This is a genomic window from Streptomyces sp. NPDC005566 (genome assembly GCF_040605575.1).
Taxonomy (GTDB): Bacteria; Actinomycetota; Actinomycetes; order Streptomycetales; family Streptomycetaceae; genus Streptomyces.
Genome location: NZ_JBEXDB010000007.1, coordinates 217,838 through 244,679 on the forward strand (window position 1 = coordinate 217,838; position 26,842 = coordinate 244,679).

At 72.1% G+C, this 26,842-nt stretch carries 17 protein-coding genes; 12 read left to right on the top strand and 5 right to left on the bottom strand.

From position 1 onward, the window contains the following. Positions 1-120: 120 nt before the first annotated feature. Both ABZS61_RS13605 and ABZS61_RS13610 read right to left on the bottom strand, forming a co-directional pair. Positions 121-762, bottom strand: a complete 642-nt coding sequence (locus ABZS61_RS13605) for a TetR/AcrR family transcriptional regulator (protein ID WP_356419028.1) — start codon at positions 760-762, stop codon at positions 121-123. A gap of 167 nt (positions 763-929) precedes the next feature. Then, positions 930-1,145 (bottom strand): hypothetical protein, encoded by a 216-nt coding sequence (locus ABZS61_RS13610; RefSeq protein ID WP_356419031.1) that lies wholly within the window; start codon positions 1,143-1,145, stop codon positions 930-932. 110 nt (positions 1,146-1,255) lie between these two features. On the opposite strand from ABZS61_RS13610, the gene ABZS61_RS13615 reads away from it, so the two are divergent. The 7 genes from ABZS61_RS13615 (at position 1,256) to moeZ (ending at position 10,284) form a co-directional block, all read left to right on the top strand. Then, entirely contained in the window at positions 1,256-2,221 is a 966-nt protein-coding gene (locus tag ABZS61_RS13615) for an alpha/beta hydrolase (protein ID WP_356419034.1), read from the top strand. Positions 2,222-2,229: 8 nt separating this feature from the next. Continuing rightward, on the top strand, positions 2,230-3,561 hold the full coding sequence (locus tag ABZS61_RS13620; protein ID WP_356419037.1) for a DUF3152 domain-containing protein: 1,332 nt from the start codon (positions 2,230-2,232) through the stop codon (positions 3,559-3,561). Between the two features lie 437 nt (positions 3,562-3,998). Next, on the top strand, positions 3,999-5,801 hold the full coding sequence (locus tag ABZS61_RS13625) for a DUF3492 domain-containing protein (RefSeq protein ID WP_356419409.1): 1,803 nt from the start codon (positions 3,999-4,001) through the stop codon (positions 5,799-5,801). A gap of 34 nt (positions 5,802-5,835) precedes the next feature. After that, positions 5,836-7,110 carry a hypothetical protein gene (locus ABZS61_RS13630; RefSeq protein WP_356419040.1) on the top strand — a complete coding sequence of 425 codons (1,275 nt, stop codon included), beginning with the start codon at positions 5,836-5,838 and terminating at the stop codon, positions 7,108-7,110. Between the two features lie 133 nt (positions 7,111-7,243). Continuing rightward, on the top strand, positions 7,244-8,209 hold the full coding sequence (locus ABZS61_RS13635; protein WP_356419043.1) for an NAD-dependent epimerase/dehydratase family protein: 966 nt from the start codon (positions 7,244-7,246) through the stop codon (positions 8,207-8,209). Continuing rightward, positions 8,197-9,021 (top strand): spherulation-specific family 4 protein, encoded by an 825-nt coding sequence (locus ABZS61_RS13640; RefSeq protein WP_356419045.1) that lies wholly within the window; start codon positions 8,197-8,199, stop codon positions 9,019-9,021. Before ABZS61_RS13635 ends, ABZS61_RS13640 begins: the two co-directional genes overlap by 13 nt. Positions 9,022-9,105: 84 nt before the next feature. Then, positions 9,106-10,284: an adenylyltransferase/sulfurtransferase MoeZ gene (gene moeZ, locus ABZS61_RS13645; RefSeq protein WP_356419048.1), complete on the top strand. Its 1,179-nt coding sequence runs from the start codon at positions 9,106-9,108 to the stop codon at positions 10,282-10,284. A 67-nt stretch (positions 10,285-10,351) separates the two neighbouring features. On the opposite strand, the gene ABZS61_RS13650 is transcribed toward moeZ, so the two are convergent. From ABZS61_RS13650 to ABZS61_RS13660, 3 genes are all read right to left on the bottom strand, one after another. After that, positions 10,352-11,899, bottom strand: a complete 1,548-nt coding sequence (locus tag ABZS61_RS13650; RefSeq protein WP_356419051.1) for an alpha/beta hydrolase — start codon at positions 11,897-11,899, stop codon at positions 10,352-10,354. A gap of 90 nt (positions 11,900-11,989) precedes the next feature. Then, positions 11,990-13,585 carry an alpha/beta fold hydrolase gene (locus tag ABZS61_RS13655; protein WP_356419054.1) on the bottom strand — a complete coding sequence of 532 codons (1,596 nt, stop codon included), beginning with the start codon at positions 13,583-13,585 and terminating at the stop codon, positions 11,990-11,992. A gap of 103 nt (positions 13,586-13,688) precedes the next feature. Further along, positions 13,689-16,460, bottom strand: coding sequence for a lysylphosphatidylglycerol synthase transmembrane domain-containing protein (locus tag ABZS61_RS13660; RefSeq protein ID WP_356419057.1), 2,772 nt, complete (start codon positions 16,458-16,460; stop codon positions 13,689-13,691). A 221-nt stretch (positions 16,461-16,681) separates the two neighbouring features. On the opposite strand from ABZS61_RS13660, the gene ABZS61_RS13665 reads away from it, so the two are divergent. From ABZS61_RS13665 to nudC, 5 genes are all read left to right on the top strand, one after another. Further along, entirely contained in the window at positions 16,682-17,131 is a 450-nt protein-coding gene (locus ABZS61_RS13665; RefSeq protein ID WP_356419060.1) for an MGMT family protein, read from the top strand. 230 nt (positions 17,132-17,361) lie between these two features. Then, on the top strand, positions 17,362-20,811 hold the full coding sequence (locus ABZS61_RS13670) for an ATP-dependent DNA helicase (RefSeq protein ID WP_356419063.1): 3,450 nt from the start codon (positions 17,362-17,364) through the stop codon (positions 20,809-20,811). 102 nt (positions 20,812-20,913) lie between these two features. After that, a complete protein-coding gene (locus tag ABZS61_RS13675; protein WP_356419067.1) occupies positions 20,914-24,435 on the top strand; it encodes an ATP-dependent DNA helicase in 3,522 nt (1,173 codons plus the stop codon). 10 nt (positions 24,436-24,445) lie between these two features. Then, complete coding sequence (locus tag ABZS61_RS13680; protein WP_356419070.1) at positions 24,446-25,840, top strand: dipeptidase; 1,395 nt, start codon at positions 24,446-24,448, stop codon at positions 25,838-25,840. 44 nt (positions 25,841-25,884) lie between these two features. After that, positions 25,885-26,832: an NAD(+) diphosphatase gene (gene nudC / locus ABZS61_RS13685; protein ID WP_356419073.1), complete on the top strand. Its 948-nt coding sequence runs from the start codon at positions 25,885-25,887 to the stop codon at positions 26,830-26,832. Positions 26,833-26,842: the final 10 nt, after the last annotated feature.

Below are 26,842 nucleotides of genomic sequence, written 5' to 3' on the forward strand. Positions count from 1 at the left end.
CGGTCCGTCTCTGCGCGGTGAACCGCGCCGTACGCAGCACACATTAGCCCGGTGAAGGGAGCGACCACCGGTCGACCGGCAACGCCCGCAGCGAACACCGGCGCCTGCCGCGCCGGGGACTCAGTGCTGATCGGTGCCGTACAGCGGGAATCCCGCGATGCCCCGCCATGCGAGCGAGGTCAACAGCTGTACCGCGCTGTCACGCGGAATGCCTGACGGGCTGGAGAGCCAGTAGCGCGCAACCACCTGGGAGACGCCGCCCAGGCCGACCGCGAGCAGCATCGACTCGTCCTTGGACAGGCCCGTGTCACCCGCGATCACGTCGGAGATCGCCTCGGCACACTGCAGGGAGACCCGGTCCACCCGCTCGCGGACCGCCGGCTCGTTGGTCAGGTCGGACTCGAACACCAGGCGGAAGGCGCCGCCCTCGTCCTCCACGTACGCGAAGTAGGCGTCCATCGTCGCCGCCACGCGCAGCTTGTTGTCCGTCGTCGAGGCAAGGGCCGTGCGGACCGACTGGAGCAGCGACTCGCAGTGCTGGTCGAGCAGGGCCAGGTAGAGCTCCAGCTTGCCGGGGAAGTGCTGGTAGAGCACCGGCTTGCTGACACCGGCCCGCTCCGCGATGTCGTCCATCGCGGCGGAGTGGTAGCCCTGCGCGACGAAGACCTCCTGCGCAGCGCCCAGCAGCTGATTGCGTCGGGCGCGGCGGGGCAGGCGAGTGCCCCGCGGGCGCGCTGCCTCTGTCTGCTCGATGGCTGTCACGCCGCCTCCCAAATTGTGATCAAGCACAGCCGTTCCGTACGCGCTGCGCCGTGCAGCCATCGTACTTTTGAGTAACCCGGGTGTGCGCGGCGCGGACGCAGAATTTCACGGACCGGACTGCTGCGGTAGCCACAGATGTGCCAGGTGATGCCGCAAAGCAGGGCGTATTACCGGTAATCGTCCTCATCTTGTGCGACGACGCGGGCCTGCTCCGCCGCATCGGCCTCGTTCGCCGTGTTCCGGTCGATGTCGGTGAGCGGTTCGTCGCGCTCCTGCCGGATGTCGGCGTGCTGTTCCGCGGCGTCGGCTTCGGGGGTTTCCTGGTCCGGTTCGTCGGACTGCGTGTCCTCGAAGGTCTCCGGGTCGCTCGGGTCGACCGTCATGGTGGCTCCCTTCCTTCCCTTGAAGCCTAGGAGCAACCCTTCGAGGGCGCTATGCGGCCTGTGATGGCGAACACATGAACCAGCGCGTGATCGTCTCGTAACATTGCCGCATGTCTTCGACCGAGCTGCCCGGTACCCGAGCCGCCGCCGCCGCGGTGGCTCCCTTGGTCAGTGCTGTGAGGGTCGCGGAGGGTGAGGAGCTTCGCTCCGTCCCGCTGCCCGGCCTCACGTTGACCGTCCGCGGCCGCCCCGGGGCGACGGCGGGTCTCGCTCCCGCTCTCTTCGTGCACGGGCTGGGCGGCTCGTCCCAGAACTGGTCGGCGCTCATGCCGATGCTCGCGGACGTGGTCGACGGGGAGGCGGTCGACCTGCCCGGCTTCGGGGACTCCCCGCCGCCGGACGACGGCAACTACTCGGTCACCGGACACGCCCGGGCCGTGATCCGGCTGCTGGACGCGGGGCAACGCGGACCCGTTCACCTTTTCGGGAATTCTCTGGGTGGTGCGGTTGCCACCCGGGTCGCGGCAGTCCGCCCCGATCTGGTGCGCACCCTGACGCTGATCTCGCCCGCCCTGCCCGAGATCCGGGTGCAGCGGCCTGCCGTGCCGACCGGGCTGCTCGCACTCCCGGGCGTCGCTTCCCTGTTCTCCCGGCTCACCCGGGGGTGGACCGCGGAACAGCGCACCCGCAGTGTCATGGCACTCTGTTACGGCGATCCGGCGCGCATCTCCGAGGAAGCCTTCCGTCACGCGGTGGCCGAGATGGAGAGACGGCTGGAGCTGCCGTACTTCTGGGACGTCATGACGCGCTCGGCACGTGGCATCGTCGATGCCTACACTCTGGGCGGGCAGCACGGGCTGTGGCGCCAGGCCGAGCGGGTGCTCGCACCGACCCAGCTCGTGTACGGCGGACGGGACCAGCTCGTCTCGTACCGGATGGCACGCAGAGCGTCCGCGGCCTTCCGCGACTCGCGGCTGCTGACACTGCCCGACGCTGGGCACGTGGCGATGATGGAGTACCCGGAGGCGGTCGCCCAGGCGTTCCGGGAACTGCTCGACGAGTGCGGCAGGAGCTGATCCGGGGCGTGGGACGACACAGTCGAAAAGGCCCGGTGGCCAAAGGGCGCGATACCGGGGCCGCTGCCGGCAGCGAACGCGGCACGGCCCGCTCCGAATCCGGCAACGGGCGGCGCAGGCCGGACTCCGCCGCACCGTCCGCAGGGGGCGGCCACACGCCGTTCCACGATGTTCCGCAGGCACGCGGCGGCCATCCCGAGCAGCGCGAGCCCGGCGGCGGCTGGGGCACCGGCACCCAGCAGCGGTACGGCGACTGGCAGGGGCTCGGCCCCGGCCAGCAGGCCTACGCCCGGCAGGCCGTGGCGCGGCAGCTGACGGCCCAGCAGGCGGCGCAGCGCGCGGCCGACCGGCGCCCGACCACAGGGCCGCAGACCGGTGGCACGCCGCTGATACCGGGCCCGCGCAGGGAGTTCGTCGACGCGTTCGACCGTACGGACGGGCCCACCGCACAGCCGGCCGAGGAGGCCGAAGGTTCCGACGGGTCCGGGGACGCCCTGGGTGCCGGTGCCCGGGAGGGCAGGGGAGGCAAGGGCCGCGCCTTCACCGGGATCGCGGCCGCAGCGGTGACCACGGTGCTCGCGGTCGTGGTGGCCGGACAGGTCGCAGAGGGTGCCGGGGGTGATTCCTCGGTCGCGTCGCAGGCCGCGGGCGTCGACCGGCAGGGCCCCGAGGACACGTCCCGCTCCGTGGAGCGGCAGACCCCCCGGACGCAGCCTCAGCAGGTGGAGGCCAAACCCCTGACGTACGCGGAGAAGATGGCCAAGCCCTATCCGCTCGCCCCGACGCTCAAGGGGTCCGGGAAGTTCGAAGCCGTCCCGGGGCTGGCGAAGGCACCTGGCAAGGGGCACAAGTACCGCTATCGGATCGACGTCGAGAAGGGCCTCGGTCTCGATGCCGCCCTCTTTGCCGAGGCCGTACAGGAGACGCTCAACGACGACCGCAGCTGGGCGCACAACGGCGCCATGACCTTCGAGCGGATCTCCTCCGGTGAGCCCGACTTCGTGATCACGCTCGCCAGCCCGGGAACCACCGGGATCTGGTGCGAGAAATCGGGTCTGGACACCACGGAGGACAACGTGTCCTGCGATTCCGCCGCTACGGACCGCGTCATGATCAATGCGTACCGCTGGGCCCAGGGCGCCTCGACCTTCGGTCCGGACAGCCTTCTGGCCTACCGTCAGATGCTGATCAACCACGAGGTCGGGCACCGGCTCGGACACAACCATGTGAGCTGCCGCACTCCCGGAGCGCTGGCGCCTGTGATGCAGCAGCAGACCAAGACGCTGGAGCTGGACGGCATCAAGTGCAGGCCCAATCCGTGGGTGCACCCCGGCAGTTGAGCCGTGCGCTCTCCGCTTCCTTCCGGAGCTCGCCCGGTCATGAATGCCGCGCCCGGGCGGGTCCGTTCGCAGGCGCGGCATTCCGGCGTGCGGCCCTCCCCGTTCCGGGGCGGAACCTCGCGGTCGACGAGGTGTACGGATCCCCGGAGGACCCGTACACGAAGCAGCTCCTGGCGGCTGTTCCGGCGCTCGATCCGGCACGTGCGGCCGTGCGCCGCGCCGCCCGCAAGGAACTGGCCGCAGCCTGACGCGCTGTAATCGAACGGCACCTTATCGCGACAGAACGCGACGGGGGCGGGAAAGTTACGGTGGTTCACCCCTTTCGGTGGTGCGACGGACAACCGTCCGTCGCACCACCGGCGTATCCGCTTACGGTCGTCCCGCTGTGAGTCGCCGATCAACGGCGGCCGCCCACAAGGGAGATCGGGGGTGTGCTCGTGCGGATCGGACTCCTCACGGACGGTGGTTATCCGTATGCGACCGGTGAGTCCAGACTCTGGTGCGACCGCTTGGTGCGCGGTCTGCCCCAGCACGAGTTCGACCTCTTCGCACTCAGCCGCTCCGCCCACCAGGAACAACAGGGCTGGGTGAGGCTCCCGGACCGGGTCGCGCGGGTGCGGACGGCGCCGCTGTGGACGCACGACGACGAGGCCCGGCACGGATTCCGTACGAGAGGGCTGCCCGGCCGGCTCGCCACCGGTCTGGGGCGCTCGTACGGGCGGCGCGACCGGCGGCGCTTCACGTCGCACGTGACGGCTCTCGTCGACGCCGTCTGCGCGGGAGGCGACGCCGCCGCGGAGACCGGTGAGGACACCGGGCGGGCAGCCGCCCACGCCGCGTCGGCGGACCGCTTCACCGACGGCCTCTACGGTCTGGCCGAACTGGCCCGGGAGCGCGGTGGCCTGCACACCGCGCTGCGCTCCGAAGTGACCGCAGGGATCGTGGAGTCGTCGTGCCGCGCCCCAGGAACCGGACGGACCCTGCACGGCGCGACCGTCCCCGACTACCTCGCCTTCGCCGCCGAACTGGAGCGCGTCCTGCGCCCGCTCTCCCTCGACTGGTACGACGAGGAGAGCCTCGGCGCGGTCGACCTCTGCCACGCGGCCTCCGGTGGTGCCGCGGCCCTCCCCGGGCTGCTGGCCAAACGCTTCTTCGGAGTGCCGCTGCTGGTCACGGAACACGGCGTACCGCTGCGGACGCACTATCTGGCCGCGCCCGAGGCGTCGTTCGGCGCGCCGGTGCGCGCCCTGCTGGCCAACTTCCACGGGCAGCTGGCCTCAGAGGTGTACCGGCAGGCCACGGTCATCACGCCCGGCAACACCCATGTCCGCCGCTGGCAGGAGCGGTGCGGGGCCGACCGCGCCAAGTTGCGCACGGTCTACCCGGGCATGGAGGCGGAGCGCTTCGGTGCCATCGGGGAAGGGGACGACGGCGGTGGTCCGGACACGCTCGTCTGGATCGGACGGATCGAACCCGCCAAGGACCTGATCGCCCTGCTGCACGCCTTCGCCGAGGTGCGCCGGGCCGAACCGGACGCGCGGCTGCGCATCTTCGGGGCCCCGGCCCAGGGCGGCGAGGGGAACACCTACCTCGCGCACTGCCGGGCCCTCGCCGCCCAGCTCTTCCCCGACGAGGCGACGGACGCGCACGCCGTGGGCGACAACCCGGTCACCTTCGAGGAGATCGGCGGTCCCGAGGTACCCGATCTCGCGGAGGCCTACGCCGCGGGCGGTGTCGTCGTTCTGTCCAGCGTCGTCGAAGGCTTCCCCATCAGCCTGGTCGAGGCGATGTTCTGCGGCAGGGCCACCGTTTCGACGGATGTCGGCGCCGTCGTCGAAGTCATCGGCGGTACGGGGCTCGTGGTGCCCCCGCGCAACCCCCGGGCGCTCGCCGACGCCTGCGTCGCACTGCTGCGCGACCCCGAGCGCCGCGCACGACTCGGAGCCGCGGCGCGCGCCCGGGCGCTCGAACTCTTCACCGTCGAGCAGAACCTTGCGGCATTTCGCGGCATCTACCTGGACCTCGTGATGCATTCCCCGGCCCCATGGGTCGCGACAGCCGGCCCTGAGGACCCCGACGGCCCACCACGCCCCTTCGCCACACCCCCGGAGGCCCATGTGCTGGGCCAACTGCCCCCCGCCCCGGTGGCCTCGGGCGCCCCCCGGGTCCCGAGCTGGGCCGTCGGCGCCGAGGAGGGCGTGTGCGCGGGCGGACGCCGAGTGGGGGACCGCGATGCGTGACGACCTGAGCGGCCACGACCACGGAGGACCCACGATGGGCCGACCGACCGACGTCCGGGACGGAACCGCCGCGCTGCCGCAACGCACCCCGGAGGCCACCGCGGCCGACTCGCTGTCCGCCACGGCCACCGACGACGCGGACGGCGGGACGTCCCCCTCGGCCGGCGGCGGTGCCCCGGAGCAGGCAGCCTCAGGCGCCCGCGCCCCGGAGATCGCCTACCACCCCGCCCGCAGGACCGTCGCGCGGCGCGGTCCCGCCGACCCCGTGAAACTGCTCATGCACCGCCACCGGGACCTCTGCGAGCGGGCCGTCGACCCCTTGGAGATCGCAGCCGGCCTGGAGGCCCACGGGCTCACCGACCGCAGCGCCGCCCGCTATCGGCACCGCGACGTCTTCTCGCTCGCGGAGGAGCTCTACGCCCGCGTACCGGGCACGGTGCGGCCCACACCCTCCGACACCCCGCAGCCGGGGCCCGACACCGGGACGCGGGCCGGCTGGACGCTGCTCGCGCTACTCCCCGGCGCCGCGTGCCTCGCGACCGTCGGAGTGCTCAGGGCCACCGAAGGGGTGCTCCACGGGGAGGCGCGGTTCGCGGTGACCGCCCTCGGGGCGCTGCTCGTCGTCCTCGGGCTCCGCCTCTGCCTGCGGACCGGCCCCCTGCGCGCTCCGGCCGGCGTCGGCGGCGTCACGCTGTACGTCTGCTGGCTCCTCGGCTACGCGGTGTACGGCGACGACCTGCTCGGCCAGGTCATCAGCGGTGGCCCCGACGGGCACTGGACAGCGACGCCCGCCCCTCTGCTCGGGCTGGCGCTGTCCGTGGCCCCCGCCGCCTGGTGCACGCACCTGTTCGCCGTACACGCCCGCCGACGACTCGCAGGCAGCCACGGACTGGCGGAGTTCGGCGCCGGTGTACGCCCCCTGCTCCTCGGCCTCGTCGCCGTCTTCCTGTGTGCGCTGGCCGCGATGCTGTTCCTCGCCGGTCTCGGCCACGGGGGCGGCGGAGCCCCTCTCGCCCCGGCCGCACTCGGAGCCCTGCTCTTCCTGGCCCGTCTGCTGGCCGTCCACGGCTTCCCCGAACCCGCCGCCACCGGACTCGCCGCAGCCTGCGCGGTCGAAGTGGCCGCTCCCTTCCTGATCCTGGCCGGGCGGCTGCCCGGTCTCGACCTCCTCGCCCGGCCCGTCGAGGCCCTCGTCATGGCGGCCGGCGCCGGAGGCGTACCCACCCTGGCCTGCGGCGTCGCCGCCCTCGGCCTGCTGATCCACGCCTCGGTCGCGCTCTCCCGGGCTTCCGCCCACGCCACGGCGTAACCAGAGACCGCCCCTCCGCGGAGCCGACGCCGCGGACCTTCCTCCCGCACCACACCTTCCTCAAGGAGACACCGGACATGACCCCCCAATCCCTCGCACCGGCAGCCCGCCGTCGGCACTCAGGGGGCGCGCGATGAGGGTTCTGCTGCTCGGAGCCAACGGATTCCTCGGCCGCTTCGTCGCCGACCGCCTGCTCGCCGACCCTGCCGTGCACCTCACGGCGCTCGGCCGCGGCGACGACGCCGACGTACGGTTCGACCTCGCCGGCGGAAGTCCCGGAGCGCTCACCCGCTTCCTGGACGCGGTCCACCCCGGAGTCGTCGTCAACTGCGCGGGCGCCACCCGAGGCGGCGCACGCGACCTCACCCGGCACAACACCGTCGCCGTCGCCACCGTCTGCGAAGCCATGCGGCGCAGCGGCTGCAGCGCCCGGCTCGTCCAGGTCGGCTGCGCCTCCGAGTACGGGCCCTCGCAGCCCGGCTCGTCGACCCCCGAGGACGCCGTGCCCCGACCCGGGGGCCCGTACGGCGTCAGCAAGCTCGCCGCCACCGAACTCGTCCTCGGTTCCGGCCTGGACGCGGTCGTCCTGCGGGTCTTCTCACCGGTCGGGCCCGGCACCCCGGCGGGCTCCCCGCTCGGCAGGCTCGCCGAGACGATGCGCCGGGCCATGCAGTCCGGCGACCCCGAGCTCAAGCTCAGCGGCCTCGGTGTACAGCGCGACTTCGTCGACGTACGGGACGTGGCGCGCGCCGTCCACGCCGCCTCGCTGTCCGCCGCCCAGGGCGTCGTCAACATCGGCACCGGCAGGGCCGTACGGCTGCGTGACGCCGCGGCGGTCCTCGCCAGGGTCGCCGGATACGCGGGCGCCCTCCATGAGCTCGACACGCCGCCCGCCCGGCTTCCGATCGGCGCCCCCCGGACCTCCACGGAGTCCGTCGTCGAGCATCTCGCCGCGACACCGTCCCCCTATCCGGACGGCTGCGGCGCGTGGCAGCAGGCCGACGTGCGCACCGCCAGGGACCGGCTCGGCTGGCGCCCCCGGATCAATCTGGAGGAGTCCCTGGCCGACATCTGGATGGAGGCGGCATGCCGTATCTGACCAGCACGGACGCCACCCTGCGGACCAGTGGCGCCGAAGGGCTCGGCGTCGGCGTCCCCGGCTACGCCCATCCGCTGCTCGCCCCCACCGAGTGGGCCGAGCTCAACCGCCCCGGTACACCCCTGCACTGGGCGGTCCTCAACATCGACAACGGGCCGGGTGACCGACCCGACCCGCACTGTCTGGTTGCGGCGGGCCGCCTCCGCAACGCCCGGGAACGGGCCCTGCACGGAGAGGCTCCCGACGACGCCGTCCGGGCGGCGGGCGGCCGGCTGCTGGGCCACCTCGATCTGGCCTTCGGCAGCCGCCCCTTCGGGGAACTGGTCGCCGAGGCCCAGTCCTTCCTCGACTGGTACCGGGTCGGCGGCTTCTACCTCGACCGCTGCCCCGCCGAGCGCGCCGGCCTCCCGGCGGTCCGCCGCCTCACCAGCACCCTGGGTGCGCTCCTGGAGGACAGCGACAGCGCGGACGGGGGCGGCATGCTGGTCCTGGGGCACGGCACCCACCCGCATCCCGGCTACGCGGAGGCGGCCGACCAGCTGGTCACCTTCCGCGGGCCGTGGACCGACTACCGCTGGTCACAGGTGGCCGAGTGGACCGCCGCGTACGATCCGGGCCGTTTCGCCCACTTCGTCCACGGGGTTCCGCGTACCCACCTCGAGGAGGCCATGCGCGTCGCTCGCTGGCAGGGCGCGGGCACGATCTTCTTCACGGACCGTGACGGCCGGCGAGGGCAAACCGACCCATTCGCGGCACTGCCCAGCTACTGGGACGAATTCGTCTCGCGGATCGGACCCGGTATCTCGGAATGAGGAGCGGCGTGGCAGTGTTACGGCAGAACAACCGTACGTAGATGAAGTACGTAGAAACCGACCACCTGCATTGTTGAGGTTCCTGTGTCGCTGCCACCCTTGGTCGAGCCAGCTGCTGAGCTCACCGTCGACGAGGTCCGCAGGTACTCCCGCCACCTGATCATCCCGGATGTCGGGATGGACGGACAGAAGCGGCTGAAGAACGCGAAGGTGCTCTGTGTCGGCGCCGGCGGGCTCGGCTCGCCGGCCCTGATGTACCTGGCCGCGGCCGGTGTCGGCACGCTCGGCATCGTGGAGTTCGACGAGGTCGACGAGTCGAACCTGCAGCGCCAGATCATCCACAGCCAGGCCGACATCGGCCGGTCCAAGGCCCAGTCGGCCAAGGACTCGGTGCTGGGCATCAACCCGCTGGTGAACGTCGTCCTTCACGAGGAGCGGCTCGAAGCCGACAACGTGATGGACATCTTCGCCCAGTACGACCTGATCGTGGACGGCACGGACAACTTCGCCACCCGCTATCTCGTCAACGACGCCGCGGTCCTGCTGAACAAGCCGTACGTCTGGGGTTCGATCTACCGTTTCGACGGCCAGGCGTCCGTCTTCTGGTCCGAGCACGGTCCCTGCTACCGCTGCCTCTACCCGGAGCCGCCGCCCCCCGGCATGGTCCCGTCCTGCGCCGAGGGCGGTGTCCTGGGCGTGCTCTGCGCGTCCATCGGCTCCATCCAGGTCAACGAGGCCATCAAGCTGCTCGCCGGCATCGGTGACCCGCTGGTCGGCCGCCTGATGATCTACGACGCCCTGGAGATGCAGTACCGCCAGGTCAAGGTCCGCAAGGACCCGGACTGCGCGGTCTGCGGCGAGAACCCCACCGTCACCGAGCTCATCGACTACGAGGCCTTCTGCGGCGTCGTGTCCGAGGAGGCCCAGGAGGCGGCGGCCGGTTCCACGATCACTCCCAAGCAGCTCAAGGAGTGGATCGACGGGGACGAGAAGATCGAGATCATCGACGTCCGCGAGCCGAACGAGTACGAGATCGTCTCGATCCCGGGCGCCAAGCTGATCCCGAAGAACGAGTTCCTGATGGGCAACGCGCTCCAGGACCTGCCGCAGGACCGGCGCATCGTCCTGCACTGCAAGACGGGTGTCCGCAGCGCCGAGGTCCTCGCGGTCCTCAAGGCTGCGGGATTCGCCGACTCCGTGCACGTCGGCGGCGGCGTGATCGGCTGGGTCCACCAGATCGAGCCCGAGAAGCCGGTCTACTAGGGTCTTTCGCTGGACGAACGGGGCCGGCTCCTACGGGGGCCGGCCCCATTCGTACGTTGCGCGGCCGTCAGCCGCAGGTCCGGCCGTCCGCCGGGACCTTCCCGTCCAGGAAGTAGGCGTCGACGAGCGAGGTCACGCACGTGCTCTCGCCGTACGAACCGTGTCCCTCGCCCTTGTTGGTCACCATGATGCCGACCCCCTCGCCCAGCTCGTCGGCCATCTTCTGCGCGCCTTCGTACGGTGTCGCCGGGTCGCCTGTCGTGCCGATGACGAGCATCGGTGCGGCGCCCGGAGCACTCGTCTCCGGTGTGTCGAGCTCCCCTTCGACCGGCCACCGGGCACACCATCCCGCCGTGTCCCACGCCAGGAACGGGCCGAAGACCGGCGACAGTTCGCGGAACTCGGGCAGCAGTGCCCGGGCCTCTGATGCCGTCGGCCTGGCCTTGGTGTCCGCGCAGGAGATCGCCCGCTGCGAATGGTTCTGGGTGTCGTAGTGCCCGTTCTCGTCGCGGCCGTTGTACGAGTCGGCCAGCCGGAGCAGCCCGTCGCCCGTGCCCCTGTGCTGGGCCTCGTCGAGCGCGTCCGTCAGGGTCGGCCAGCCGCTCTTCGAGTAGAGAGGGGTCACGATGCCGGTGATGGCGAGCGTCTCGTTGAGCCTGCGGCCCGAGGAGGTCGGCAGGGGGGCGGCGTCGATCCGTCGCAGCAGCGCCGCTATCCGCTGTGTGCCCGCCTCCGGGTCCTGGCCGCGGTCCTCGAGGTAGTTCTCCAGCGCCCGCTGGAAGCCCGTCGCCTGGTTGCGCGCGTGCCCCACCGTGTCCGCCGTCGGGTCGACGACCGCGTCCAGCACGACCCGCCCCACGTTCTTCGGGAAGAGATGGGCGTACGTTCCGCCGAGCTCCGTACCGTACGAGATGCCGAAGTAGGAAAGCTTCCCGTCGCCGAGCGTCCTGCGGATCACATCCATGTCCCGGGCCGCGTTCGTCGTGCCGACGTGGGGGAGCACCGTGCCGGAGCGGCGCTCGCAGCCGGCGCCGAAGTCCGTACCGTCCTTGACGAACGCGGTTTCCTCCGCAGCCGTCTCCGGGGTCATGTCGATCTCGCGATAGGCCTTCTCCTGCTCCTCGTCGGTGCGGCAGCGGACCCCGGAGCTGCCGGCGACGCCGCGGGGATCGAAGCCGACGAGGTCGTAGCGGGTGTTGAGCTTCCGGTACGAACCGGCGGCGCGCGGCAGGATGTCGACGCCTGAGCCCCCGGGGCCGCCGAAGTTGAAGAGCATGGAGCCGATGCGCCGGCTCTTCTCCGTGGCCTGCTTGCGGATCAGGGCGATGCCGATCGTGTCGCCGTCCGGGCGTGCGTAGTCCAGCGGGACGTCGACGGTGGCGCACCGCCAGGCGGCACCGGGCGCTCTGCCGCCCTGCGGGGCTTCGCAGCGCTTCCAGTTCAGCTTCTGGGAGGCGGGTGAGGAGGACGGCGAGGAGCCGGGCCGGGCGGACGCGGATTCCGGGGACGCGGGCTGCGGGGGTGCGGGGCTGTCGCACCCCGCGAGCACTCCTGCCGTCAGCAGGGCCGCCCCGGCCAGGGCAGCGGTCCTGGCGGCCCGTCCGCGTACGCGCATGTGCGTTCCCTCCCCGTTGCCCGAGGGCCGATTCCGCGAAGGCGGCCGGCGCACGCGGGCGTTACAGATGCCCGGTCATGCTAAGGGCTGTCATTCGCAGACCGTGCCCGTGGCCGGTACCTTCCCGTTCAGCAGATAGCCGTCCACGGCCCTCTGCACGCAGACGCTTCCGCCGTTGTACGCGCCGTGGCCCTCGCCCTTGTACGTGAGCGCGATCCCGACCCCCTTGCCGAGCTCGGCCGCCATCGCCTTGGCGCCCGCGTACGGCGTCGCCGGGTCCCCGGTGTTGCCGATGACCAGGATCGGTGCCGACCCCGGGGCGCTGACGTCGGGAGTGTCCCAGGCGCCCGCGACGGGCCAGCCGGTGCAGGACATGAGCCCCCAGCCCAGATAGTCGCCGAAGACGGGGGAGGCCTCGCGGAACTCGGGGAGTGCTGCCCTGGTCTGCTCCAGGGTGAACCGCTCCTTGGAGTCCGCGCAGTTGATGGCCGCGTTGGCGGCGTTCGAGTTGTCGTAGTGGCCGTCCTCGGTGCGTCCGTTCAGCGAGTCGGCGAGCGCGAGCAGCAGTCCGCCGTTGTCACCGTCCGCCTCGTCGAGCCCTTGTTCGAGCAGTGGCCACGTCTCCTTGGAGTAGAGGGCCGACGCGATGCCGGTGGTGGCCTGGGTCTGCGTCAGTTCGCGTTCGCCGAGCCCCGGGACGGGCTTCTTCTCCAGTTCGGCGAGGAGCGCGGCGATCCAGTCCTGGACCTCCTGCGAAGTGGAACCGGGGAGACGGCAGTCGTCGCGCTCGGCGCAGTCGGCGGTGAAGTTGTCCAGGGCGAGCTGGAAGCCTTCGGCCTGGCCGAGCGAGGACTGCTTGGAGTTCTCCGTCGGGTCGACGACGGCGTCCAGGACCATGCGGCCGACCTTCTTCGGGAACTGGTGGGCGTATACGCCGCCCAGTTCCGTTCCGTACGAGATCCCGAAGTAGTACAGCTCGTCGTCGCCGAGCACTTCGCGGAGCAGGTCCATGTCCCGGGCGGCGTTCGTCGTACCGACGAAGGGCAGCACCTCGCCGGAGTTGTCCTCGCAGTCCGCGATGTAGGACTTCTGGTCCTCGACGAAGGCCTTCTCCTCGGCGGCGTCGTCCGGAGTGCCGTCCATCTCGTACCGCGCGTCGAGTTCCTCGTCGTCCGAGCAGACGACACCCTCGCTGCGGCCCACCCCGCGCGGGTCGAAGCTCACCAGGTCGTAGCGGGTACGGAGCGTCTCGTACTCCGTTCCGAAGGACGGCAGGGTGGCGACTCCGGATGCACCCGGCCCGCCGAAGTTGAAGACGAGGGAGCCGATCCGGCGGTCCTGGTTCCTGGCCCTGGCGCGGACGAGCGCCATTTCGATGGTCCTGCCGTCCGGTTCCGCGTAGTCGAGCGGCACGTCCATGAAGGAGCACTCCCATACCGCCCCTCCCGGCAGTGGGGAGGGGGACGCCCCACTGCCCTGGGCCTCGTTCGGCGCCGGGCAGGGCTGCCAGTCGAGCTTCTGGGAGGACAGCTCCTCCGCCGTCGCCGTGGGTGAGGCGGTCGATGCCGTGGAGGGCTTCGCCCGGTCCGTACTCCCGCTGTCGTCGTCGGAACAGGCGGCCAGCGGCAGCAGCACGACGGTGGTGGCAGCGAGGGCGGCGGCACGCAGGGCGGGGGAGGTCCTCATGACCCCATCGTGCGGCGGGGCACGGGGGAGCGCGCGGGGCACGGTCCATGCGAGTGGCACGCGCCCCGTGCGGTCTGTTCCGGAGCATGTCCGGGAACGTGCGCTAGAGCTCGCCCTTCCGGGTCAGCTGGTTGAAGCAGATCCAGCCGGGAAGCACCGGCAGCCACAGCGTCATCACGCGGTACAGCAGCACCGCCGGCGCCGCGACCTCACTCGGCAGGCCGACCGCGATCAGCCCCAGGGTCAGCGCGCCCTCGACCGCGCCCATACCGCCCGGGGTGGGCGCCGCGGACCCGATGGCGTTGCCCGCGAGGAAGACCACCGCGATGCTGGCGTAACTGAGCTGCGGTACACCGGGACCGCTGAATGCCCGGATCGACGCGTCCAGGCAGAGCACGAACAGGCCGGTCAGCAGCAGCATGCCGCCGATGCCGGTGACCAGCTTCTGCGGGCGCTGCACGACGTCGAGCATGCGCGGTACGACCCCGGCGAACAGTGACCGCACCCGGGTCACGATGAACTTCCGCAGGAAGGGGATCGCGGTCACCACCAGCACGAGCACCGCCGCGGTGAGCAGCCCCGCGATGACCGTTCTCGACGGGGTGAGCGAGTCCGGAGTCCTCTCCGTACCGGTCAGATAGCCGAACAGGGCCAGCAGCAGGATGTGGCAGCCGAGGCCGAACAGTTGGGAGGCGCCGACACTCGCGACGGCGAGCCCCGGGCGTACTCCGGCGCGCTGCAGGAAGCGCGTGTTCAGCGCCACGCCGCCGACCGCGGCCGGCGCGACGATCTTCACGAACGACCCGGCGACCTGTGCCACCACGGTCTTCCTGAACGGCACCCGCTCGGGCACGAAGCCCAGCAGGCTCATGGCCGCGGCGATGTAGCTCAGGGCCGAGAAGCCCAGTGCCGCCGCCACCCAGCCCCACTCCGCCTGCTCCACCACCGTGCTGAAGTTCGCCTGGGTGACCTGCGAGATCAGGAAGTACGCGGCGATCGAACCCGCGATGAAACTGAACAGGGTGCGCGGCTTGATGCGTTCGAGCCGCACCGGCTCGACCGGCGCCTGCGGCCGGATCAGCAGCACCTGCCGGCGGATCTGGGCGAGCATGTCCTCCTCGCGCGCCTCGTCCAGGGCATCGTCGATCGCCCGCTTCTCGGCCTGCTTCTCGGTGCGCAGCGACTTGCGTGCCGTCTTGCGGTCGCCGCCGGTAGCCTCGTCCTGCTGGTCCGCCTTCGCCTGCTTGGCCGCCTGCGAGGCCTCGAGGACGGCCTCACGCTCGCGCTGCGAGCGCTCGCGGGCGATCCTGCGCAGCGTCGCCCGGGTGGAGCGGCTGAGCGCGATCGGCTGGAGCAGCGGCAGGCTGTCGGCGACGGCGTCGGGACCGAGCACGGCGAGCGCCCCGGCCACCGCCCGTTCGGCGCCCACCCGCAACCCCGTCGTGGTCAGCAGCTGGGCGACGTCCATGCGCAGGATCAGGTCGCCGGCGGCGATCTCACCGCCGCGGAGATCCGTGACGAACACCGTGCCGGAACGATCCACCAGAATCGCGTCGCCGGTGAGCCTGCGGTGCGCGATCCGCCGCGACTGGAGCGCCTTGACCTGCCGCCAGGCGCCGCGCACCAGGTCGTCGGTGATCTCCTCGTCCTCCATCGAGTCCAGCGAGCGCCCGCCGATGTGCTCGTACACCAGCATCACGGCGTCGGGGCCGAGCTCGGAGGTCGCGATCAGCTTGGGTGCGTTCGCCCCGGCGGCGATCGCCGCGTACGCGAGCAGCGCCTCCTGCTCCAGAGCCTGGCGCAGGGACTGGATGGAGCGGCGCTGGGTGATGGTGCGCAGGGTGAGCCTGCGCCACACCCGGTAGAAGAAGCCCTGCGCCTGCTGTTCCCGGTCGACGACCGTCACGTCCAGCGGTGGACCGTTGTCCAGGGTGACCAGATAGCGGCGGCCGCGGTCGCTCTGGTCGGCGTTGTCGGCGGCTTCCTCGGTGCGCATCGCGGCGACCGGACGGAAGCCGACATGGCGCAGACCGGCCATCAGGTGCTGGCCGGTCGGACGGACGTTCGGCGAGCCGACCGCGTACAGCGTGCCGTACGCCACGGTCCAGCCGATCAGTACGGTCAGGATGATCGAGAACGGCGTGGTGTAGCCCCCGACCAGCATCGCGAACGCGTCCAGCAGGAGCACCACCCACAGCACGACCCGCCAGCGCGGTCTGCGTGCCATGCCCACCGCTGTCATGTAGGCGATGACGGGGGCGAGGTAACCGTGTACGGGATCGGTGAGCGCGTCACCGGGCTGCGGCTGGGTCAGCGCGTCCCGGATGGTCCCGGACGCCGATCTCGCGACCCAGAGGTCGGTGGCCAGCGTCACCCCGTGGGCCAGCACGGCGGCGAGCACGCCGTCCGCGATGCGCAGCCCGTCACGTTTGACCAGACGCTCGATCGCGAAGGCGACCGGTACGAGCAGCACAGCGATGCTGGACACCAGCCCGGCGATCTTGATCAGCAGGTCGGGCGCCTGGTCGGTGCCCTTGGAGATGTCGTCCTCGAGGCCGGTGGTGGTGCCCTGGGCGAAGGCGGCGATGGAGAAGAGAAGGACGATCGCGAGGACGCCGACGAGGAGCCGCAGCAGATCGGAGGGGCGGTGCACCCGTGCGGGAAGCAGCGGCTCGTCGCCCGATACGCGGTCGGTCAGCCCCGCGTCGGCCGTGGCGAGGGTCGAGCCCGCGAGGTGCTCCTCCTCGGCTCCGGGAGTGTTCCGGGCGTCCGAGGCGGTCTGCGTATCCGGGGCGGCGGTCTGCGCATCCGGGGCGTCGGGCGCGTCCGGGCGCGGCTCCGCATCAGAGGCGTCGGCCGCCTTCGGTGGCTGCACGCCCTGCTCCTTCGTCGCCTCTGATTGGTCTTCGTGTTCTCGTATCACCGGTCACCGCCCGCATGATGGTGGCACGGCCTGCAGACAGAGGGGGGCATCAGGGTGCATTGCACGGGCGCGCGATGCGCAACATACGCTCCTTTGCCCCCACGTAGGCGCTGTGTGATCAGGACGAGACCGAACCGGCACGACTGTCGGCGGCGTACGGCAGGATGTGTCGGATGAGCAAAGACCGGACGAGCGGCGGCGCCGCCGGTGCCGCGCCGCAGGCTCCCACGGACACCGGGCTGCCCGAGTACGCGGAGCGGGTCCTGGACGTCGCCGACCTGATTCCGCCCGGCCGTGTCATGACGTACGGCGATGTGGCGGAGTGGCTCGGCGACGGCGGACCGAGACAGGTCGGCCGGGTGATGGCGCTGTACGGCTCCGCGGTGCCGTGGTGGCGTGTCGTGCGGGCCGACGGGGCACTCCTCCCGGGGCACGAGCTGCGGGCGCTCGGCCACTACCGCGAGGAGGGCACACCCCTGCGCGAAGCCTCGCGCAGCGCGGAGGGGCACCTCCCGCGCCTCGACATGAAGCGCTCCAGGTGGGACGGCGTCACGGCCGCGACGGGCCGTCCGGGCAGCGGCCCGGACCACGGTCCGGCCGGGGGCGAGGAAGCTCACACCTGACAGCTTCGGCCATCGCGCGCCCCGGAGACATGCGCCGGGCCGGTACGGGACACGAGCCGCGCCCGCGGGGCGCACACGTGACGCGGGGCGCACACGTGACGAGGGACGCAGCCCAGTCGCTGCGCACAGGCCCGCCGCTGGCGTAGCGTCGTCCACGCGCGGCACGCTCCGCTCCTTCGTTCCAGCACACCCGAGCAGACCGAGTACACCCACCAGGACCGGCGACCCACGTGAGCTCCTCCTTCACCACCCGGAACAGTCCGCACCGCCAGGCACGGCGGCGGACCCCGGGCGCCTACCGGCTGGTGCGCACCCCGCCGGGATCCGTGGACCCCCCTCTCCTGGACGCAGGCCAACGCGCGGTGGTTGACCACAGGACCGGCCCCCTGCTGGTCCTAGCCGGACCGGGCACGGGCAAGACCACCACGCTCGTCGAGGCCGTCGCCGCCCGTGTGGCCGCGGGGACCGACCCGGCCCGCATCCTGGTCCTCACCTTCAGCCGCAAGGCGGCCGTGGAACTGCGCGACCGGATGGCGTCCAGGCTCGGCGGCCCCAGGGGCCCGCAGGCCACCACCTTCCACTCGTACTGCTACGCCCTGGTCCGCGCGCACCAGGACGCCGACCTGTTCGCCGATCCGCTGCGTCTGCTCTCCGGACCCGAGCAGGACGTCACCGTCCGAGAGCTCCTCACGGGTCAGCTCGGCCTGGAACAGGCAGGACTCGCCCATGTCCGCTGGCCCGACGAGCTGCGGGCCTGTCTGACCACGCGCGGCTTCGCCGACGAGGTGCGCGCGGTGCTGGCCCGCAGCCGCGAACTCGGTCTCGGCCCGGACGCCCTCGCCGCCTTCGCACGCCGCACCGGTCGCCCGGACTGGAGCGCCGCCGCGCAGTTCCTCGCCGAATACCTGGACGTCCTCGACGCACAGGGCGTCCTCGACTACGCGGAACTGGTCCACCGGGCTGTCCTGCTCGCCGAGCGTCCCGAGGTCGGCGCGCTGCTGGCCCGGAGCTACGACGCGGTCTTCGTCGACGAGTACCAGGACACGGACCCGGCCCAGGTGCGGCTGCTGCACGCGCTGGCGGGGAACTCCGGGAGCGCCCCGGGCACCGGGGGAGGCCGGACGCTGGTCGCCTTCGGCGACCCGGACCAGTCGATCTACGCCTTCCGGGGCGCCGATGTGAACGGCATCCTCGACTTCCCCGACACCTTCCGCCGCGCCGACGGCGCGCCCGCCCCCGTCGGTGTCCTCACCACCTCGCGCCGCTCCGGTGCGCAGCTGCTCGCCGCCACCCGGTTGCTGACCCGCCGGATGCCGCTCACCCGCCTGCCGTCGGACAAGGTCCGGGCCCACCGCGAGCTGTCCGCCGTACGTGGGGGCGGGCGCGTGGAGACGTACACCTATCCGACCGCCTCCACCGAGCTGGAGAACATCGCCGACCTGCTGCGGCGTGCGCACCTGGAGGAGGGCGTGCCGTGGAGGGACATGGCGGTCCTCGTGCGTGCCGGAGGCCGTTCGATTCCTGCCGTGCGCAGGGCACTGACCTCCGCCGGTGTGCCGCTGGAGGTGGACGGGGACGACCTTCCGCTGCGCCATGAGCCGGCGGTCGCGCCCCTGCTGACCGCACTGCGGACGGTGGCGAAGGCGGCGGTGGGGCGTGCCGTGCCCGAGCCGTACGAGGACGCTGCGACGGGCAGTGATGCCGGAGCGGGCAGCGGGGGTGACGGCGGCAGCAACGGTGCTGGTGACACCGCCAGTGACGGCGACAGCGGTGGTGACGGCGGCATCGGTAGTGCCACGGATGCGGGCAGGCTCGACACCGAGACCGCCCTCACGCTCCTCACCTCCCCGCTCGGCTCCATGGACGCCGCCGATCTTCGGCGCCTGGGCCGTGCTCTGCGCGATGAGGAGCGGGCCGCCGGCAACCGCGTGCCGCCGCCGTCCGGCGAGCTCCTGGCCCGGGCCCTCGCGGAGCCCGAACGCCTCGTCGCGCACGATCCGGCGTACGCCCGCGGCGCCCAGCGCCTCGGCGCGCTCCTGCGCAAGGCCCGCGAACTCCTGGAGGGTGGCGGCACCGCCGAGGAGGCCCTGTGGGCCCTGTGGGCCGGCACCCCCTGGCCCGGCAGACTCGAGCGGGCCGCACTGCGCGGCGGCGCGGGCGGCAGGAACGCCGACCGGGACCTCGACGCCGTGTGCGCCCTCTTCGAGACAGCGGCCCGCGCGGAGGAGCGCACCGGAGGACGGGGTGCGCTCAACTTCCTGGAAGAGGTCGACGCCCAGGACATCGCCGCCGACACGCTCTCCCGGCGTGCCGTGCGCCCCGACGCCGTACGGCTGATGACCGCGCACCGTTCCAAGGGCCTGGAGTGGCGGCTGGTCGTCGTCGCCGGGGTGCAGGAAGGGCTCTGGCCCGACCTCCGCCGCCGCGGTTCGCTCCTGGAGGCGGACCGGATCGGCCGTGACGGCCTGGCCGAACCCCTCACCCCGGGGGCGCTCCTGGCCGAGGAACGCCGCCTCTTCTACGTCGCCGCCACCCGTGCCCGGGAACGTCTCGTCGTCACAGCCGTCAAAGCCCCCGCCGACGACGGCGACCAGCCGTCACGCTTCCTCGCCGAACTCGGGGTCGAACCCCGCGACATCACCGGTCGGCCCCGCCGTCCGCTCGCTGTCGCGGCGCTCGTCGCCGAACTCCGGGCGACGACCGTTGACCCCGCCGCCTCGGCCGCCCTGCGCGACGCCGCCGCACACCGGCTCGCCCGGCTCGCCGCGCTGACCGACGACGAGGGCCAGCCGCTCGTGCCCGCCGCTCATCCGTACCGCTGGTGGGGCCTGAACGAGCCGACCCGTTCCGAGGTCCCGCTCCGCGACCGGGACCATCCCGTCGCGCTGTCCGGGAGCGCGCTCGACCAGCTGGCCAACACCTGCGCCCTGCAGTGGTTCCTGGGCCGTGAAGTGAAGGCCGACGCCCCGGCAACGGCCGCGCAGGGTTTCGGCAACGTGGTCCACGTACTCGCCGACGAAGTGGCATCCGGCCGTACCGCCGCCGACCTGGACGTCCTGATGGAGCGCCTGGACTCCGTCTGGAACGGCCTGGTCTTCGACGCCCCATGGAAGTCCCAGCAGGAGAAGGACCAGGCGCGTGCCGCCCTGGAGCGCTTCCTGCGCTGGCACGTCATGGACCGCACCGGTCGCACCCCGGCCGCCAGCGAGCACGACTTCGACGTGACGCTGGAAGCGGGGGAGTACGCGGTGCGCATCCGGGGCTCCATGGACCGGGTCGAACAGGACGCCGAGGGCCGGGCCTACGTCGTCGACTTCAAGACCGGCAAGGGGGCACCGACCAAGGACGAGGTGGCCGCGCACCCCCAGCTCGCCGTGTACCAGCTGGCGGTCAGGGAAGGCGCCGTCGACGACGCCTTCGACGGCCGACGCCCCGATTCCGGCGGTGCCGAACTCGTACAGCTGCGCCAGCCTGCGCCGAAGAAGGAGGGTGGCGACGCCCTTCCCAAGGTGCAGGCCCAGGAACCCCTGTCCGGGGAGTGGGTCTCCGACCTGCTGGCCACAGCCGCCGGCCGCGTCCTGGACGAACGCTTCACACCCACGGCCGGCCAGCACTGCACCCACTGCACCTTCCGGGCCTCGTGCAGCGCACAGCCAGAAGGCCGCCAGATCATCGAGTGAAGAGTGATGTTCGGGGGAGCCAGCCGGTGACGTCCTGGGCATCGGACCGGGCGCTGTCCGGGCATGACGGCTTTGTCGGTGTCTGCGGTTAGCCTCTCTGGAGTGTCCTCGCGTATCACCGACCCCGAGCAGCTCAAGGAGCTCCTCGGGATCCCCTTCACCCCGGAGCAGACGGCCTGCATCACAGCGCCGCCCGCACCGCAGGTGATCGTGGCCGGAGCCGGCTCGGGGAAGACCACGGTGATGGCGGCCCGCGTGGTGTGGCTCGTCGGGACCGGACAGGTCGCCCCGGAGCAGGTCCTCGGCCTGACCTTCACGAACAAGGCCGCCGGCGAGCTCGCCGAGCGGGTCCGCAAGGCCCTCGTCGCAGCCGGGGTCACCGACCCGGACGTCATCGACCCGGACAACCCCCCGGGCGAGCCCAGCATCTCCACGTACCACGCCTTCGCCGGCCGGCTGCTCACCGATCACGGCCTGCGGATCGGGCTCGAACCCACCACCCGCCTCCTCGCCGACGCGACCCGCTACCAGCTCGCCGCCCGGGTGCTGCGCGAGGCCCCCGGCCCCTTCCCGGCCCTGACCCGGTCCTTCCCCACGCTGGTCAGCGACCTGCTGGCCCTGGACGCCGAGCTCGCCGAACACCTCGTACCCCCCGAACAGCTCGCGGAGTACGACACCGAGCTGCTCCACACGCTCGCAACGGCCAGGCTCACCAACGCCGAACTGCGCAAGATCCCCGAAGCGGCCGAGGCCCGCCGCGAGCTCCTCGAACTGACCCGGCGCTACCGTGCGGCCAAGCGCAGCCGCGACCTCCTCGACTTCGGCGACCAGATCGCACTCTCCGCCGAGCTGGCCCTCACCCGTCCCGAGGTCGGCGCCATCCTGCGCGACGAGTTCCGGGTCGTCCTGCTCGACGAGTACCAGGACACCTCCGTGGCCCAGCGCCTCCTGCTCGCCGGCCTCTTCGGCGGGCCGGGCGAAGCCGCGGCCGGCCACGCCGTCACCGCCGTCGGAGACCCCTGCCAGGCGATCTACGGGTGGCGCGGCGCCTCCGTCGCCAACCTCGACGACTTCCCGCACCACTTCCCGCACGCCGACGGCACCCCCGCCACCCGCTACTCCCTCAGCGAGAACCGCCGCAGCGGCGGCCGCCTCCTCCACCTCGCCAACCGCCTCGCCGACCCCCTGCGCGCCATGCACGAGGGCGTGGAGGCCCTCAGACCCGCGCCCGGAGCCGAGCGGGACGGCATGGTGCGGTGCGCCCTGCTCCGTACCCACGCCGAAGAGATCGACTGGCTCGGCGACTCCCTCGCCCACCTCGTGCGGACCGGCACCGCCCCCGGGGAGATCGCCGTGCTGTGCCGGACCGCCGGAGACTTCCCCCTGATCCAGGCCGCCCTCGTCGCCCGGGACATCCCGGTCGAGGTCGTCGGCCTGTCCGGGCTGCTGCACCTCCCCGAGGTCGCGGACCTCGTCGCCGTCTGCGAGGTCCTGCAAGACCCCGGGGCCAACGCCTCGCTGGTCCGGCTGCTCATCGGACCGCGCTGGCGGATCGGCGCCCGGGACCTCGCACTGCTCGGCCGCCGCGCCCGCCTTCTCGTCCACCGTGCCTCCCACGGCGAGGACGACGACTTCGACCCCGACCGCCGTCTTGCCGAAGCGGTCGAAGGGATCGACCCCGCCGAGGTGATCTCGCTCGCCGACGCCCTGGACACCTTCCTGGAGTCCGGAGGGGCCGCGGACGACGGACTGCCGTTCTCGGCCGAGGCACGCGTCCGTTTCGCCCGCCTCGCCACCGAACTGCGCGACCTGCGCCGCTCCCTGGCCGACCCCCTCATGGACGTACTGCACCGCGTCCTCGGCACCACCGGTCTCGAAGTGGAACTCTCCGCGTCGCCGCACGCCCTCGCCGCCCGCCGCCGCGAAACCCTCGCCAACTTCCTGGACGTCGCCGCGGGCTTCGCCGCAGTCGACGGCGAAGCCTCCCTGCTCGCCTTCCTCGGCTTCCTGCGCACCGCCGCGCAGTACGAGAAGGGCCTGGACAACGCCCTGCCCGGCGGGGAGAACACCGTCAAGGTCCTCACCGCGCACAAGTCCAAGGGCCTGGAATGGGACGTCGTCGCCGTGCCGGGGCTGGTCACCGGTCAGTTCCCCAGCGGCCAGTCCCGGGACGCCTGGACCTCGCAGTCCAAGGTGCTGCCGCACGCACTGCGCGGCGACGCGGCCACCCTCCCGGTCGTCCGCTCCTGGGACGCCAAGGGCCTCAAGGCGTTCAAGGAGGAGATGAAGGAGCACCAGCACACCGAGGAGCTCCGCCTCGGCTACGTCACCTTCACCCGCCCCCGCAGCCTGCTCCTGGGCTCCGGCCACTGGTGGGGCCCGTCGCAGAAGAAGACGCGCGGCCCGTCCGCCTTCCTCGAGGCGCTGTACGAGCACTGCGCCTCCGGGTACGGCGAGATCGAAGCCTGGGCCGACGAGCCCGGGGAGGACGAGGAGAACCCGGCGCTGGAGGAGAAGGGCACCGACCAGGCCTGGCCGCTCCCCCTGGACGACTCGTCCATGGCCCGCCGTCGCGCCGCCAGGGACACGGTGCTGGCCCACCTGGAGGCCCTGGCCGCCGCCCCCGTACCGGACGTGTACGAGGAAGGCCCCGCCCTGTCCTACGAGGAGCCCCCGTACGACGAGGATCCGGAACCCCCGTACGACGACGGGGAGGACGTGTACGACGAGACCGACGCACCCTACGACGACCCGTTCCCCGACGGTGCGCCCTCCCACGACGACCCCGGAACCCCGTCGCAGGCCCCGGCCCCGGCCGCCCCCCAGGTTCCTGCCGCCCGCACCCCCGCGGACGCGGAGCTCACCCCCGCGGACGCGGAGCTCACCCCCGCGGACGCGGAGCTCACCCCGGAGGGATCGCGGCTCACTCCGGAGGAATCGCGCACCCTCGCCTCCTGGGACCGCGATCTCGACGCCCTCGCCGGTGAACTGCGCCGTGCCCGCGCATCCGTGCGGGACGTTCTCGTACCCGCCTCGCTCTCCGCCACCCAGCTCCTGCACCTGGCCGACGACCCCGACAGCTTCGCGCGGGAACTGGCCCGCCCCATGCCCCGGCCTCCACAGCCCGCTGCCCGCCGGGGGACCCGCTTCCACGCCTGGGTGGAGTCCAGATTCGAAGAGCTGCCGCTGCCCATGCTCGGCCCCGACGAGCTCCCCGGGGGCGACGACAACGACACGGAGATCGCCGACGAACGCGACCTCGCCGCCCTCAAGGAAGCCTTCGAGCGCAGCGCGTACGCCCGGCGCACCCCCTACCGCGTCGAGACCCCGTTCCAGATCACCCTCGCCGGCCGTGTGATCCGGGGCCGGATCGACGCGGTCTACCGCACGGGCGACACCTACGAGATCGTCGACTGGAAGACCGGCCACCACCGGACGGCCGACCCCCTCCAGCTCGCCGTCTACCGCCTGGCCTGGGCCGAACTGCACGGTCTTCCGCCGGAGGCCGTCGCCGCGACGTTCCTGTACGTACGCACCGGGGAGACCGTCAGCCCGGCCCGGCTGCCGGGCAGAGCGGAGCTGGAGCAGCTCCTGCTGGACGAGTCACCTCCGCAGGGCCGTTAGGCTCAGGACCATGAGCGACACCCCGGACAGCGCCGTCCGTACGTACACGGAGCAGCACCGCACAGCCTTCCTCGACGACCTCGCCGAGTGGCTGCGCATCCCGTCCGTATCCGCACAGCCGGAGCACGACGGAGACGTACGGCGCAGTGCCGAGTGGCTCAAGGACAAGCTCACGCAGACCGGGTTCCCCGTCACCGAGATCTGGGAGACGCCCGGCGCCCCGGCCGTCTTCGCCGAGTGGCCGTCCGACGACCCCGACGCACCGGTCGTCCTCGTCTACGGCCACCACGACGTACAGCCCGCGGCCCGCGAGGACGGCTGGCACACCGACCCGTTCGAACCGGTGATCCTCGACGGCAGGATGTACGGACGCGGTGCGGCCGACGACAAGGGCCAGGTGTTCTTCCACACGCTCGGCGTCAGGGCGCACCTCGCGGCAACCGGCCGCACCACCCCCGCCGTGCACCTCAAACTCCTCGTCGAGGGCGAGGAGGAGTCCGGCTCCCCGCACTTCCGCGCCCTGGCCGAACAGCGTGCCGGCCGCCTCGCCGCCGACGTCGTGATCGTCTCCGACACCGGCATGTGGGACGAGAACACCCCGACCGTCTGCACCGGAATGCGCGGCCTCGCCGAGTGCGAGATCGAGCTGCACGGCCCGGGCCAGGACATCCATTCCGGATCGTTCGGCGGCGCCGTACCCAACCCCGCGACCGCCGTGGCCCGCCTCGTCGCCGCGCTCCACGACACACAGGGGCGGGTCGCGGTCCCCGGGTTCTACGACGGCGTCGCCGAACTCACCGACGCCGAGCGGGCCCTCTTCGCCGAGCTGCCCTTCGACGAGGCCACCTGGCTGCGCACCGCCGCTTCGCAGGCCACCGCGGGCGAGGCCGGGTACACCACCCTGGAACGCATCTGGGCGCGTCCCACCGCCGAGGTCAACGGCATCGGCGGCGGCTACCAAGGGGCGGGCAGCAAGACGGTCATCCCCTCGTCCGCCCTGGTGAAGCTGAGCTTCCGGCTCGTCGCCGGCCAGGACCCGGAGCGCGTCCAGCAGATGGTCCGCACGTGGGCCGAGGAACAGATCCCGGCAGGTATCCGCCACCGCATCACCTTCGCCCCCGCCACCCGCCCCTGCCTGACCCCGCTGGACCACCCCGCACTCCAGGCAGTGGCCCGTGCCATGGGACGGGCCTTCGGGAAGAAGATCCTCTTCACCCGCGAAGGAGGCTCGGGCCCCGCCGCCGACCTGCAGGACGTACTCGGCGCACCCGTCCTCTTCCTGGGCATCTCCGTACCGTCCGACGGCTGGCACGGCCCCGACGAGAAGGTCGAGATCGACCTCCTCCTCAAGGGCGTGGAGACCGCCGCCCACCTGTGGGGCGAACTGGCCGCGGCACCACGCTGAATCTCTGATCACCCGATCCACCCCCGGGGGAGTAGGAAGCACCTGTGAGCACCTTCGACAACGCCACCACTGACCGTCCGATCGGCCTCACCGCGCCCAGCGGCATCGACCGTTCCGCGCACCACCGGCTCGACGAGGCCTGGCTCGCCGCAGCCTGGAGCCACCCGACGACCAGAGTCTTCGTCGTATCGGGCGGACAGGCGCTGATCGACGACACCCCGGACGGCGGCACCGAGCTCGTCATGACGCCGTCGTTCGAGGCGCCGCTCACCGAGACCCACCGCTACTTCCTCGGCACCGACGAGGAGGGCGTGCGCTACTTCGCCCTCCAGAAGGACTCCCTGCCTGGCCGCATGGACCAGTCCGCGCGCCCGGCGGGCCTGCGCGAGGCGGGGCTCCTCCTCGGCGCGAGGGACGCCGGGCTGATGGTGCACGCCGTGGCCCTGGAGAACTGGCAGCGCCTGCACCGCTTCTGTTCACGCTGCGGGGAGCGCACCGTCATCGCGGCAGCCGGCCACATCCGCCGCTGCCAGGCTTGCGGCGCCGAGCACTACCCGCGCACCGACCCCGCGGTGATCATGCTCGTCACCGACGACCAGGACCGTGCCCTGCTGGGCCGCCAGGTGCACTGGCCGGAGGGACGCTTCTCGACGCTCGCAGGCTTCGTCGAGCCGGGCGAGTCGATCGAGCAGTCCGTGGCCCGTGAGGTGTTCGAGGAGGCGGGCGTCACCGTCGGCGAGGTCGAGTACATCGCCAGCCAGCCGTGGCCGTTCCCGTCCAGCCTGATGCTCGGGTTCATGGCACGTGCCACCTCTTCGGAGATCAACGTGGACGGGGAGGAGATCGAGGAGGCCCGCTGGTTCTCCCGCGAGGACCTGACGGCGGCCTTCGAATCGGGCGAGGTACTGCCCCCGTTCGGCATCTCGATCGCGGCGCGCCTGATCGAGCTCTGGTACGGCAAGCCGCTCCCGAGGCCGGGCAGCGCCGGCTGACGGTGTGGGT